At 65.6% G+C, this 13,106-nt stretch carries 9 protein-coding genes; 4 read left to right on the forward strand and 5 right to left on the reverse strand.

Annotation, left to right across the window (positions count from 1 at the left end):
- Positions 1-13: 13 nt before the first annotated feature.
- Positions 14-757 carry a DeoR/GlpR family DNA-binding transcription regulator gene (locus tag E5A73_RS00685; RefSeq protein ID WP_240699940.1) on the reverse strand — a complete coding sequence of 248 codons (744 nt, stop codon included), beginning with the start codon at positions 755-757 and terminating at the stop codon, positions 14-16.
- Between the two features lie 326 nt (positions 758-1,083).
- On the opposite strand from E5A73_RS00685, the gene E5A73_RS00690 reads away from it, so the two are divergent.
- The 3 genes from E5A73_RS00690 to E5A73_RS00700 are packed head-to-tail and all read left to right on the forward strand — an operon-like array spanning position 1,084 to position 4,363.
- The gene (locus tag E5A73_RS00690) at positions 1,084-1,944 is read left to right on the forward strand and encodes a transketolase (protein ID WP_135961885.1); all 861 of its coding nucleotides are present in this window, start codon (positions 1,084-1,086) and stop codon (positions 1,942-1,944) included.
- On the forward strand, positions 1,941-2,897 hold the full coding sequence (locus E5A73_RS00695; RefSeq protein ID WP_135961886.1) for a transketolase family protein: 957 nt from the start codon (positions 1,941-1,943) through the stop codon (positions 2,895-2,897). The genes E5A73_RS00690 and E5A73_RS00695 overlap by 4 nt, the downstream gene beginning before the upstream one ends.
- A complete protein-coding gene (locus tag E5A73_RS00700; RefSeq protein ID WP_168355752.1) occupies positions 2,897-4,363 on the forward strand; it encodes an FGGY family carbohydrate kinase in 1,467 nt (488 codons plus the stop codon). Before E5A73_RS00695 ends, E5A73_RS00700 begins: the two co-directional genes overlap by 1 nt.
- A 3-nt stretch (positions 4,364-4,366) precedes the next feature.
- Here the strand turns inward: E5A73_RS00700 and dld are convergent, their stop codons facing one another.
- Positions 4,367-6,082, reverse strand: a complete 1,716-nt coding sequence (gene dld, locus E5A73_RS00705) for a D-lactate dehydrogenase (RefSeq protein WP_135961888.1) — start codon at positions 6,080-6,082, stop codon at positions 4,367-4,369.
- Positions 6,083-6,205: 123 nt separating this feature from the next.
- On the opposite strand from dld, the gene E5A73_RS00710 reads away from it, so the two are divergent.
- Positions 6,206-7,504 (forward strand): MFS transporter, encoded by a 1,299-nt coding sequence (locus E5A73_RS00710; RefSeq protein WP_135961889.1) that lies wholly within the window; start codon positions 6,206-6,208, stop codon positions 7,502-7,504.
- 484 nt (positions 7,505-7,988) lie between these two features.
- Here E5A73_RS00710 and E5A73_RS00715 read toward each other — a convergent pair whose 3' ends face one another.
- The 3 genes from E5A73_RS00715 to E5A73_RS00725 all read right to left on the reverse strand — a co-directional run bounded on the left by E5A73_RS00715 (position 7,989) and on the right by E5A73_RS00725 (position 12,819).
- Complete coding sequence (locus E5A73_RS00715) at positions 7,989-8,807, reverse strand: alpha/beta fold hydrolase (RefSeq protein WP_135961890.1); 819 nt, start codon at positions 8,805-8,807, stop codon at positions 7,989-7,991.
- A gap of 112 nt (positions 8,808-8,919) precedes the next feature.
- Complete coding sequence (locus E5A73_RS00720; protein WP_240699942.1) at positions 8,920-9,450, reverse strand: TetR/AcrR family transcriptional regulator; 531 nt, start codon at positions 9,448-9,450, stop codon at positions 8,920-8,922.
- Between the two features lie 324 nt (positions 9,451-9,774).
- Entirely contained in the window at positions 9,775-12,819 is a 3,045-nt protein-coding gene (locus E5A73_RS00725) for a TonB-dependent receptor domain-containing protein (protein ID WP_135961892.1), read from the reverse strand.
- Positions 12,820-13,106 lie beyond the last annotated feature (287 nt).

Consider the following 13,106-nt stretch of genomic DNA (forward strand, 5'->3'; position numbering starts at 1 on the left):
GGCGCGGAATTGCTCAAGTTGCGATCATGACTTTCACGCCTGCATCTTCGAATGCGGCGCGATCCTCGTCCCGAATGCCTTCGTCGGTTACCAAAGCATGGACGAGTTCGATCCCCCCGAGTGAGGAGAAGGAGCGGCGGCCAATCTTGCTGCTGTCGGCGACGAGGATCACTTCGCTCGCTGACGAGATCATCGCCCGCTTCACCGAAATGTCGGACAGCGAAGGGAAGGTCAGTCCTGCCTCGACGGACACCGCCGCAGTGGCGAGGAACAACTTTTGCGCGAACAGGCCGTTGAAATAGTCGGCCGAACGTTCGCCGCTCAGCGACAGGGTCGGGGCCTTGAAATGCCCGCCAGGCATATGGACTTCGAAGGTCTGGAGTCCACCGAGCACCAATGCGATGTTGAGCGCATTGGTGATGATCGTCAGCCCTTCGCGATCGACGAGGTGCGTGGCGATCTCGGTCACCGTCGATCCCGAATCGAGGATTACGGTTTCGCCATCCGCGACCATCGCGGCGGCTGTCCGGCCAATCCGGCGCTTGGCGTCCATGTGGATCATATGGTGCAGCGCCATCGCCTGAACTTGCTGCGTCACCGATTTGAGGAACGCGCCGCCATGCTCGCGCACGATATGGCCTTCGCTTTCCAGCTTCTCGAGATCCTGGCGGACAGTGACTTCCGACACGCCAAAGGCTTCGGCGAGCGTGCGGACCCGCGCGGTTCCTTCTTCCTGCAGCCATTCAAGGATCTTCATCCGGCGTGCTTCGCCGAGCAAACCGTGAGTCGTCGGCCGTGCCATCATTCGGTTCTCCAGCAGCGTCGCGACATGCGAAGCCCGAGCTGGTCTAGCATGACGGCGCCGAGGGTCATCCCGACCTTGATGCCGATTTGTGGCATGCCTCTGACCCTCTTCCTCGAGCACGCGGTCACGACCGCAATAGGGCCTTTGCTACCCGGCACGTGGGCGAATAGTCAAATGGATGCTTGTCATTTTCCCAAGAAAGCGAAATAAACGAAAAAAATCGCAACATCTCGTAAGGGTGGCGCAACGCATTCCGGGCAGCGTCCCGTCGTGAGGGCATGGTGAGCAGAGAAAACGATACTATCTTATCCACGGAGCAGGCCGCGCATGTGAGGGCGCGCGCCCACTGGATCCGGCGTCAGGCCCTGCTCATGGCGCATCGCGCCGGGCAGGGGCATCCCGGTGGGGACCTGTCGGCGGCGGACATCCTCGCGACCCTGTATTTCGGCGTGATGCGTATCGATCCCGCAACGCCCGATGCTCCCGGCCGCGACCGTTTCGTGATGAGCAAGGGACACTGCACCGGCGCGCTCTATTCGGCGCTGGCCAGGGCAGGATTTTTCCCTGTGGAGGAATTGACGACATATCTGCAGCCTGGCTCCCGGCTGAACGGCCATCCGAACCGCGCCTATCTGCCCGGCGTCGAAACCAATACCGGGCCGCTGGGCCATGGCCTGCCGGTCGCCGTGGGCATCGCGGTGGCCGGGCAGATCGATGCCGCAGACTATCATGTGTTCGTGCTCACCGGCGACGGCGAGTTGCAGGAAGGCAGCATGTGGGAAGCAGCGATGTTCGCCGGGCATCGCGGGCTCGGCAACCTCACTGCGATCGTCGACCGCAACGGATTGCAGCAGGGTGCGACCACCGAGGACACCAATGCGCTGGAACCGCTCGCCGATAAATGGCGCGCCTTCGGCTGGGAAGTCATGGAAGTCGACGGGCACGATCCAGCGGCATTGCTCTCCGCGCTTGCCATACCGGCCGAGCGGCGCGCACGGCCGCTGTGCGTGATCGCGCGCACGACGAAGGGAAAGGGCGTCAGCTTCATGGAAAATCAGGCTGGCTGGCACCACGGTGTGCCCAGCGACGCGCAGCTGGCGCAGGCGTTCGCCGAGCTCGATGCGGAGCTGCAGGCATGAGCGCGGCGGTTCCCGTGACGGGCATGTTCGATTGCCGCAATGCCTATGTGGAGACGCTCGAGGCGCTGGCGGCCGAGGACTCGCGGATCGTCGCGGTGGTCAACGACTCGGTAGGATCGAGCAAGCTCGGTAAGTTCCGCGAACGCTTTCCGGAGCGGCTGATCAACGTCGGCATCGCCGAGCAGAACATGGTCGGGGTCGGCGCGGGGCTGGCCAATGGCGGCAAGGTGCCGTTCGTCAGCGGCGCTGCTTGCTTCCTCACGGCGCGGGCGCTGGAGCAGATCAAGGTCGATTGCGCCTATAGCAACGCCAATGTGAAGCTGTGCGGCATCTCGAGCGGAGTCGCTTATGGCGAGCTGGGCCCGACGCATCACAGCATCGAGGATCTCGCCTGGCTACGCACCCTGAAGGGGCTCACCGTGATCGTGCCGTCCGATCCCTGGGAAACCGCCGAAGCGATCCGCTGGGCCGCCGCGCATCCGGGACCGGTGTTCATCCGGCTCAGCCGCATGCCGGTCCCGGCGCTGCCGCGGCCCGCAGACGCGCGCTTCGAGATCGGCAAGGCCGAGCTGCTGCGCGAGGGCGACGACATCGCCGTTATCGCTTGCGGTACGCTGGTCCATCACGCGCTTGCCGCCGCCGACCTGCTTGCCGCCGATGGAATCGAAACGCGGGTGCTCAACATGGCGACGATCGCGCCGTTCGATGCCGAGGCAGTGATCGCCGCCGCGGGCACCGGCGGGATCGTCACTGCCGAGGAGCATGTCGTCCGTGGCGGGCTAGGCGGCGCGGTGGCGGAATGCGTCGTTGCCGAGCGGCCGGTGCCGGTGCGCATCCTCGGCTTCCCGGGATTCCTGCCGACCGGGTCGGCCGAATGGCTGATGGAGCAACACGGCCTCAGCGCCGCGGGCATCGCCCAGGCGGCGCGCGACCTGATCGCCCGGCGCCGCTGATGGCGCGCGCGGCGATCCTCGCGGTCGACCAGGGGACGACGAACACCAAGGCACTGCTGATCGCCGCCGATTCGGGCGAAGTACTTGGCCGCGCCTCGCATTCACTGGGCGTGACGATTCCCCGCCCGGGCTGGGCCGAGCAATCTGCCGAGGCGATCTGGGGTAGCGTCGCGGGGGCATTCGCCGAAGTGCTGGCCACCACGCCGGGCGTTGAGGTCGCGACCATCGCCATCGCCAACCAGCGCGAGACGGTGTTGCTCTGGGACGCCGCGAGCGGCGAGCCGGTGGCTCCGGCGATCAGCTGGCAGTGCCGTCGCACCTCGGATCGCTGCGCCGCGCTGCGCCCGTACGAAGCGGCGATCGTCGCGGCAACCGGGCTCGGTATCGATCCGCTGGCATCGAGCACCAAGCTCGCCTGGCTGCTCGACGAGACACCGGGCGCGCGGGCGCGAGCGGAAGCGGGCGAATTGCGCGCCGGGACGGTCGACAGCTGGTTGCTGTCGCGGCTGACCGGCGGCGCGGCGCACGCCACCGACCCGAGCAATGCGTCGCGCACGCAGCTTATGTCGCTCGATACGCTCGATTGGGATCCGGCGATGCTGGCGTTGTTCGGGATTCCTGCATCGATCCTCGCCACGATCCGGCCGTCGGATTCGCGTTTCGGTGAGACGCGGGCGGCGGGCGTACCTTCGGGGTTGCCGATCCACACGATGATGGGCGATTCGCATGCCGCGTTGCTCGGCCATGGCTTTGCCGACGCGGGGCAGGCCAAGGTGACGTGCGGGACCGGATCGTCGCTGATGGGTGTTACGCCGGGACGCGTGCATTCCTCGCATGGCCTGTGGAGCACGATCGCCTGGGTCAAGGGCGACCAAGTGTTCCACGCGCTCGAAGGCAATGTCGCGGTGTCGGGGCATGCGGCTGCGTTCGCGGTGCGGCTGATGAACCTCAAGGACGAAGCCGAACTCGGCGCACTTGCCGCCTCGGTGGACGGAAGCGACGGCGTAACCTTCGTCCCCGCGCTCGCCGGGCTCGGCGCGCCGCACTGGCGCGATGCCGCGCGCGGACAGCTCACCGGAATGTCTCTCGGCACCAAGCCGGCGCATGTCGCGCGCGCGGTGATCGAGGGAATCGCGCTTCAGATTTCGGACATCGTGTTCGCCATGGACGCCGATCTCGGCACCCCGCTGGCGACATTGTCGGTGGATGGCGGCGCGGCGAGCAACGATTTGCTCGCCCAGATTCTTGCCGACGCGATCGGGCGGCCTGTGCTGCGCCCGCACCAGCTCGATCTTGGCGCCCGCGGCGTCGCCCGCCTCGCGGCCGAAGCCGCCGGGCTGGTCAGCGCGCCCTGGCCCGAGGGGCCGCGCGATCGGTTCGAGCCGGCGATGCGCGAAGCCGATCGAGCCGCGATGCACAGCCGCTGGCGCGCGGCAGTCGAAGCGGCAGCGCGGCCCGCCGGCTGACGATCAGCGCGCCGCTTCGCGGCTGGTATGGCCGATCCCGGGGTTGAACATGTTGCACGGATCGAGCGCCGCATAATGCGCCCGGAGCGCCGGCTTGGCGGGATAGAGATGCCCGACATTGTGCTCGGCGGGATATTCGGCGCCGCGGCGATCGAGCAGCTCCCACATCGCATGTTCGAGCGCGAGCGGGTCGCTGCCCTTGCGGACGATATAGTCCTGGTGGAAGACGTGGCAGAGGAAGTGCCCGTAATAGAGCTTGTGCAGGATCGGCGCGGACAGAGCCTCGGGCAGCCGCTCGAACCAGTCCAGCGTGTTGCGCGGCAAAGCGATGTCCAATGCGACGATGTCCTCGACCGCGTCGGCGTGGATCTGCCGGTAGCGCACTGCCGCACCGGCGGCGGCGAAGCGGTGGAGAAAGGCGGCGTCGCCTTCCGCGGCCGTACATTCGAACCAGTCGCCGACGGCGGAGGGATAGCGCGCCGCCAGCGCTTCCCGCGCCTCCGCCACGCCCTCCTCGGATATCCGCAGCACGAGATGATGCTCGTAGCAGTCGCGCCAGGCGAGCATCCGGGCCGGCAGGTGATCGGGCATTCGATCGGCGAGCCACTGGAGCATCCGGTCCGCGAGATGCTCGCCGAGGAAGGGTAGCCGCGTTGCCAGTGAATCGAGCCGCGCCTTGATCGCGTACAGCAGAGGCAGGCGATCGGTGCCGAGGTGGCGGATCGCGAGATAGGTGTCCTTGCCGTAGCGCGCGGCGATGTCGAACGCCTCGCGGTGCATATATTCCGCCGCGATCGGCAGATGCGCGAAGCTGCCGAGGATCGTCCGGCGAAGTGCCGCGAGTTCGGCCGGGTCACTGGTGCCGATATAGAAGACGCGAGTCCCGGCTTCCTTGGGGAAAGTGTCGAGCCGGACCGCGAACACCATCAGCTTGCCCGCGCTTCCCGAGGCTTCGAACAGCCGCGACGGATCGGCGTTGAACCGCGCCGGCGTATCGGCATGGATCGCGCGGACATGCGCGCCGTAATGCGGGTCCGATGCGGCGCGGTCGGCCGCCGTCACATCCGCTCCGTCAAAGGCGCCGCGTTCGAGCCGGTCGAGGATCGTCTCGGGATCGGTGCCGAGCGTGATGCCGAGATGATTGACCAGCGACAGCGTGCCGTGCGCGTCGACCTGCGCATAGAGCGCGAGCTCGGTATACGCCGGCCCGCGGCGGACCAGCGCGCCGCCCGAATTGTTGCAGACCCCGCCCATCACCGACGCACCGATGCATGAAGAGCCGATCACCGAATGCGGCTCGCGGCCAAGCGGCTTGAGGCGTGCCTCGAGTTCGTACAACGTCGTGCCGGGCAGCGCGACGACCTGCTCCCCCCCGCGGATCAGATGCAACCCGTTGATTCGGAGCGTGTTGATCACGACGACGGGCCGATCGTAATCGCCGTGCGGAGTCGATCCGCCGGTCAGCCCGGTATTGGCCGCCTGGGCGATGACGATGACGCCCGCGGCGACGCAGGCCTCGAGCACGCGCCATTGCTCCACCAGCGTGCCCGGACGCACCACCGCCAGCACCTTGCCGTTGCCGAAACGAAAGCCGGTGCGGTAGCGCAGCGTCTGACGGTCTTCGGCCAGCACATGGCGGCGCCCGACGATCTGCGCGAAGGCGGTGAGCAGCGCGGCGCTATCATGGCGGGCCGGCGCGGGAGCGGAGGGGAGGTGCATTGGTACGGTTCCTGACACGCCATCGACGCGCGCCGACGCGGATGGACTTTCGAATTTCTTCGATATACTCCTGATCGCAAATCCGCGGCCGGTCGGCAAGCGGGATCCGGGAGAGCGACCACCATGACAGCCACGATTGCCGGCCAAGCCGCGCGAGACGACGGCCGCAGCAAGCCCGGGGACTGGAAGAACACCATTCTCGCCGGCCTGGCCAATTACATCGATTCGGGCTCGATCGTCGCGGGATCGGCGGCGCTGGCCTTGTGGGTCGAAGCCTATCACCTCGACAACAATCTGGTCGGGCTGCTCGGCGCGTTCGGCCCCAATGCCATCGCGGCGGGGATCGGCGCGCTGATCGGCGGGCGGCTGTGCGACCTGTTCGGGCGCAAGAAGATCTACCAATACGACATGCTGTTCTACGCGTTCGGGATGCTCTTCCTGATCTTCGCGATGAACGCGTGGATGATCGTGGTCGGCTTCTTCCTCGTCGGGCTCGCGGTGGGCGCCGACATCCCCGCCTCCTGGTCGCTGATCCTCGAAATGGCGCCCGACCGCGAACGCGGCAAGCATAGCGGCGTCGCGCAGGTGCTCTGGTATCTGGGACCCGTCGTCGTGCTGCTGATGTTCCTCGTGCTCTCGCCGCTCGGACTGCTGGGTGCGCGGATCGTGTTCGCGCATCTCGCCATTCTCGCGGTGGCGCTGACCTTCCTGCGCTCGCGCATGCCCGAATCCGAGCGCTGGCTCGAGGCGCAGGCGAACGCCCAGGGCGGCGGACCGGTGCCCGAGCGCGCGCGGCTTCGCGACCTGTTCACGCGCAAGCACCTCCGATCGATGGCGTTCCTCGCCGGCATGTACGTGTTCTGGAACCTGTGGGCCGGAACCAACGGCTTCTTCTTCCCCTATATCCTGCGCACCGTAGGCGGTCAGAGCCAGGTCGGCGCCGTCGCGATCCAGGCGCTGAGCTTCCTGATCGGCATGCTGTCGATCTGGCTGGTGTTCATGCGGTTTTCGGACCGCGTCAACCAGCGGGCGATGTTCCTCGCCTCGGCGCTGATCCAGGTGGTGGGCATGGCGCTGCTCGCGATATTCCCGCTGACGCTGCCGGTGGCGCTGATCCACGTCTTCCTGATGGCGTTCGGACAGGGTTTCGGCGCGCAATGCTTCTTCCAATTGTGGAGCGGCGAGATGTTCCCGACCTTGCTGCGCAGCACCGCGCAGGGGGTGATGTTCGCGATGGTCCGCGTGACGCTGGGGGTGTTCAGCTTCTTCGTGCCGATGCTGACCGCGACGGGGTTCACCACGCTCGCCTGGATCCTGACCGGCTTCCTGGTGCTCAGCGGCCTGATCGGGTTCCTCGGCGCGCCGCGCAACGAAGGCAAATCGCTCGACGAACTCGACGAGGAGCGCGGCGCAGCGGCGTGACGGGGGCCGGCGGCGTCGGCCCCACAGCCTTGGAAGGTCACACCAGGGTCACACTGTCGCGCATGTTCCGGTCTGACCCTGCGCCGTCACTCGCAGCAAAGCGGGCATTGTTGTGCTTCGTCGTCGGAAAGGTGGAACATGACGACGCCGAAGTTGACACGGTGGCGGATGGCTTGTTCCGGATTGCCGAGGGACAAGGGCGCTTTGCGGAACGGCGAAGACTGTGACGGTGTTCCGGGTCCGGGGCGTGGGACGCGCACAAGTAGCGCACGAGAAGCGCGTGCGACTGGTGCGATACGGACGATGTCAAAGAGCGGGCGCTGCGGCCGACCGCCTCAGGCAAGCAGATGAAATCCTACATTGCAAGGGGTGAGGAGGAGGGTTCGAGCTTCCTTCGTTCCTTCGTCACTACTACGAAAACCCGAACCCTCCTCAATTTACGACCCTCGGACTTCACCATAGGTGATGACCGGGAGAGATGTCATCACGACCTGATGAACGAGAGCAGGTCGGCGTTCAGGACATCCGCATGCGTGGTCAGCATCCCATGCGGGTAGCCCGAATAAGTCTTCAGCGAGCCGTTCTTGAGCAGGTCGACCGCGCGCGGCACGGAACTGGTGAACGGGACGACTTGGTCAGCCTCGCCGTGCATCACCAGCACCGGCACGGTGATCTTCTCGAGGTCTTCGGTATAATCTTCGAGCCAAGAGTCGACAGTCTTGTAGTGAGCGAGGGCGCCGCCGGCCATGCCTTGGCGCCACCAGTTCGCAATGACCGCCTCCGAAGGCTTGGCCCCATCGAGGTTGTAGCCGTAGAACGGATTCTCAGGAACGAAACGGTAGAATTCCGCCCGGTTGCCCAGCACGCCTGCCCGGATCGCTTCGAACCACTCCGGCGGTTGACCGGACGGGTTGTCCGCGCTCCGGTACATGCTCGGCGTCAAGGAGGCGACCAGCACCGCCTTGGCGACGCGATCCTGGTGGCGAGCGACATAGCGAGCCACCTCACCGCCACCCGTCGAGTGCCCTATATGGATCGCGTCGCGCAGGTCGAGGTGTTCGGTCAGGGCCGCCAGATCGGCAACCCATGTGTCCATGTCGTTGCCGGTGCTGGGCTGGTCGGACCGGCCGTGGCCGCGCCGGTCGTGGGCGATCACCCGATACCCGTGCTGGAGGAAGAACATCATCTGTGCGTCCCAGTCGTCCGCTGACAACGGCCAGCCGTGGCTGAAGACGATCGGCTGACCCGATCCCCAATCCTTGTAGAAGATGTTCACGCCGTCTGAGGTCGTGATCGTAGACATTGTTCAGTTCCTTCCCAATGTGCCGCGGATGAGGGTCATCGCTCGCTGGCGCGGCGTTCCAGCGATGATCCAGTAATAACATGACCAGTCGTCTATTAACTGGCCAAAATGCTTAGGTCAGCAGAGAGGGCAAAACAAGGCGCTCGAAGCCGTCAAAGGGCGCGCGGCTACGTTCGACCTTGGCCCGCATGACCGCCCCTTCGAACGTGTCGATCAGCGCAATGGCAAGTTGCCCCGGATCCTTTGCAGCCGACAATTCCCCTTTTTCCTGCGCCTCCCGCAAGCATGAGGCAAGCGCGGCGGACCACTCGCGATAGATCGCCGCAAGCTTGATCCGCACGTCCTCGCTCGTCGGCGTGACCTCAAGCGCCATGTTCCCGATCAGGCAGCCGACCGCATAACGGCGGCGCTCGTGAAACTCGGCTAGCCCGGCGAAATAGCGCGCGATGCGTGACAAGGGCGGTGTCCGGCCTTCATTCAAAATGGCCCCAAACTCAGCGACTACCGCGTCCCAATATTCGGTCAATACCGCGACGGCGAAGGCTTCCTTGCTGTCGAAGTAATTGTAGAACGACCCCTTGGGCACGCCGGCTGCCGCGGTGATCTCCTGCACGCCGGTGGCATTGAAGCCGCGGCTGCTCACAAGGTCTCCCCCTTTTTCCAGGAGGCGCGATCGCGTTTCGGGATTGGCTGGCCTAGGCATGGATTTATATATGACCGGTCGTCTTGTTACCGTCAAGCGGCTTTTCTGTGGACACCGGTTCGTCCGGTTGAACTGCGTTCCCCACGGCTGACCGGCCCCGCTTTCTCCAGCTTCTCGACCGGCTATGTTTCATGACGTCCGCAACCGGGTCGCCTCCCGTCGATACGTCCGGTCCACGCACTGCCCGCCTTAGGCGCATTCGCCTGACCAAAAAAAGGCGGCGCCGCAGCGCCGCCCAGATGGAGGCCGATATGGCCGGGGAAATCAGAACTTGAGCCGGACGCCCGAATAGTAACGGCGGCCGATCGGGTCGTAGGTGCCCGCCGCGGTCTCGGTTCCGGTCACGCTGCCGGTGAGGCCGGTGATCACCGGCGCCGGCTGGGTGTCGAGCAGATTGTTGACGCCGGCGAAGAACTCGAAGCCCTTGTCGACAGTGAACCGCACTTGCATGTCCGCATAGAAAGCCGAGTCGACGCGGAAATACTGTTTGTCGGGCAGCGAGCCGTCGGCGAGCAGGAAGCGCGCGCGATACTGGTCGTCGAGATAGGACGCCCCGATGTACTGGCCGTTGAAATTGACACCGAAGCTGTCAGTGTCGACGCCGACCGAGAAGCTCGCGCGGTCCTTGGGAGTGTTGATCTCGCCGTCCGAACGGTCGAACGCCGCGCCGGTCAGCGGGATGCTGCCCTGGCGGATCAGATGGCTCCAGCTCGCCGCGAAGCTCGCCGTCGCGCCGCCCAGCGGCACGCGCCAGGACAAAGTGGTGTCCACGCCCTCGGTCGACGCGCCGCCGCTGTTGATCAGCTGCGAATTGACCAATTGGATCGAGCCGGCGCTGTACGGCCCCGACGCGATCGTGCGGCGCGAGACCAGCGAGCAGAAATCCGGATTATTGTTGAGATAGCATTGCTGGAGGATGAAATCGCGGCTGGTGCGCGCGATCGCGTCGTCGAGCTTGATGTTGTAATAATCGACGGTGAGCGTGAGGTTGCGCAGCGCGTGGATCGAGATCGGGTTGATCACCGCGCCCAGGGTCCAGGTCCGTGCCGATTCCTCCTGGATGCCCGGATTGCTGACGTTGAGCCCGCCGACCCCCTGAAGATCCGACTGGTTGAGCGTGAACACGCCGTTGGCGGCGATGTTCGCGGCGACGCCGGCATCGGCGCGGCAGGTGGTGCTGGTCGTGCCGGTGCTCGTCGCGGTGACGCCGGCGCAGGGATCGTTGACCGACGAGATGCTGATCGCCGGCGCCGCGAACAGCTCGCCGATGTTCGGCGCGCGGACGGCTTGCGCATAGACGCCGCGGAAGCGGATGTCGGGGATCGGCGCCCATTCGACGCCGGCATTGTACGCATAGAAGGTGCCGACGGTGGAATAGTCCGACATGCGCGCGGCGCCGCGGACCGTCAGGCTGTGGATGAACGGGGTGTCGTGGATCAGCGGGACGACGACTTCGCCGAACAGCTCCTTGACGTCGAAATGCCCCGACGTGTTGGTCTGCTGGACATAGGCGTTGCGCGCGGCGATCGACAGCGGGTCGAACACTTCGCTGCTCGATTCCTTGCGATATTCGGCGCCCAATGCGACCTGCACCGCGCCGGCGGGCAGATCGAACAGCGTGCCTGAAAGATTGGCGGCAGCGACGTCGAGCGTCTGCACGGCGTTGCGCGTCGAATCGACTCCCAGCCAGGCGATCGACGCCGCCGACGCCTTGCCCGCGCCATAGACGTTCCACGGCACACAGCCCTGCGCGCGGGCTTCGGCGCTGGCGCAGATCGCCTCGGCGGTGTTGCCGTTGCCATTGGCGTCATAGACGTCCTGGATGACGTCGAGCGCCTGGACCGCGCGATCCTGGTTGATCAGCCCGGTCAGCCGGCTGTCGGCAGTGGTCTTGCCCCAATTGTACGAGACGTCCCAATTCCATTTGTCGCCGAGCTTGCCCTCCGCGCCGACCACCATGCGCAGGGTGGTGCGATCGAAGATCGCGAAGCGCTGGCCGAACTCGGTCAGGCGGCGCGACACCGCGACGTCGCGGAAGCCGTCGCCATTGGTGTCGGTCGCGACATTGTAGAGGCCTTGCGGCACGAGCGGATTGCGCACGATCTGCGACTGGGCGGCATTGGCCGGATTGGTGACGCGCTGCTCGATATTGTAGCGGCCATTGCCCTGGCGGAAGAGCCCGAGCGCGCCGGTCGGCACCAAGGGCGAAGGCTCGAGCAGGCCCCGCGACGTGGTGTTGGCATAGCTGCCCTCGGCGAAGACATTGATCCCTTCGCTGACCTCGTAATTCGCCCGCGCGGCGAAGTTGCGGCGCTCGATCGGCACCGAGATATTGTCGTACGGCGTCCGGTCGAAGCCGTCGGTCGCGCTGCTGAACGGGCGAGTGACGCCGGTCGAGTCGACGATATAATTGCCGGTGCCGGCGTTGAACGTGCTGGCCGGGACGACGGTCGAGAAGTTGCGCTGGCCTTTGAACAGGTTCTGCGCGGCGGTGAGGTTGGCGTCGGTGCGGTTGTTGCTGCGCTGGAGCGCGCCGATGCTGGTCTGATCCGAGCGGCTGCGCGCGCGGCTGGCGGATTCAACTGCGCCCTGCTTCGACCAGCCGGCATAGGCGATGACATTGCCGCGGCCGTCGGCGAAATTGCCGCCGGCGGTGAGGTTCGCCGAATATTGATTGTCGTCGCCCTGCTCGGAGATGCCCGTCTGGGCATTGAGCTGCACGCCTTCGAAATTCTTGCGGTAGATGAAATTGACCACGCCGGCGACGGCGTCCGAGCCGTAGACCGCGGAAGCGCCGCCGGTCAGCACGTCGACGCGTTCGATGAACGAGCTCGGGATCATCGAGAGATCGACCTGCGCCGAACCGGGCACGCCTGCGACGACGCGGCGGCCGTCGATCAGCACCAGCGTACGGTTGGCGCCGAGGTTGCGCAGATTGACCGTCGACAGGCCGGCGCTGACTGCGCCGTAGTTCGACGTGTTGCGCGACTGGCCGGGGACACCGAACGACGGGTTGGTCTGGAGGACTTCCTGGATGTCGAGCCGGCCGGTGCGCTCGATATCCTCGGCGGTGACCGCCTGGAGCGGGGAGGGCGAGGTGAGTGTGGGGCTCTTGATGCGGCTGCCGGTGACCAGGATTTCGCCGGTCGGCTCGGCTTCGCTCTGGGCGCTTGCCGGGGCGTCAGCGGGTGCGTCCTGCGCATGCGCCGCGGCCGCCGCGAAGATCGCCGCGGCGCTGGCGCCGGTGAGCAATCCACCGCGCATCAGCCGCGCGATGCCGTTATTCTTCGATGTTGCGATTGTTTTCATTTTTATCCACCCCTCATCATTCTGCTTTTACGAAAACAGGAGAGGGCGTCCGGCGGTGACGCCGGGCCAGGCATGCGCGATACGCCGGTCGCTTCGACGGCGACGTGCTCGCGTGAATTGCGCGCGTGATTCCGCGCTGCGTCTTCAGCCTCATTGTCTCTCTCCTGGGATGAAGGTCTAGAATGATTTTCATCGAAATCAATCGATCTCTTTCGATTATCTTCGAATTAGCACGAATCGGCCTTTGTATTTGACAGCTGTCGAAGCAGGTCGTTACCGAGTGAAAC

Origin of the sequence: Sphingomonas gei (genome assembly GCF_004792685.1) — a bacterium.
GTDB classification, from domain to species: domain Bacteria; phylum Pseudomonadota; class Alphaproteobacteria; order Sphingomonadales; family Sphingomonadaceae; genus Sphingomonas; species Sphingomonas gei.

Excerpts from the sequence above, each read along its gene's own strand:
- E5A73_RS00715 (WP_135961890.1), bottom strand. The coding sequence starts at position 8,807 with ATGTCTACGATCACGACCTCAGACGGCGTGAACATCTTCTACAAGGAT.
- E5A73_RS00690 (WP_135961885.1), top strand. The coding sequence starts at position 1,084 with ATGGTGAGCAGAGAAAACGATACTATCTTATCCACGGAGCAGGCCGCG.
- E5A73_RS00725 (WP_135961892.1), bottom strand. The coding sequence starts at position 12,819 with ATGAAAACAATCGCAACATCGAAGAATAACGGCATCGCGCGGCTGATG.
- E5A73_RS00695 (WP_135961886.1), top strand. The coding sequence starts at position 1,941 with ATGAGCGCGGCGGTTCCCGTGACGGGCATGTTCGATTGCCGCAATGCC.
- E5A73_RS00685 (WP_240699940.1), bottom strand. The coding sequence starts at position 757 with ATGAAGATCCTTGAATGGCTGCAGGAAGAAGGAACCGCGCGGGTCCGC.
- dld (WP_135961888.1), bottom strand. The coding sequence starts at position 6,082 with ATGCACCTCCCCTCCGCTCCCGCGCCGGCCCGCCATGATAGCGCCGCG.
- E5A73_RS00710 (WP_135961889.1), top strand. The coding sequence starts at position 6,206 with ATGACAGCCACGATTGCCGGCCAAGCCGCGCGAGACGACGGCCGCAGC.
- E5A73_RS00700 (WP_168355752.1), top strand. The coding sequence starts at position 2,897 with ATGGCGCGCGCGGCGATCCTCGCGGTCGACCAGGGGACGACGAACACC.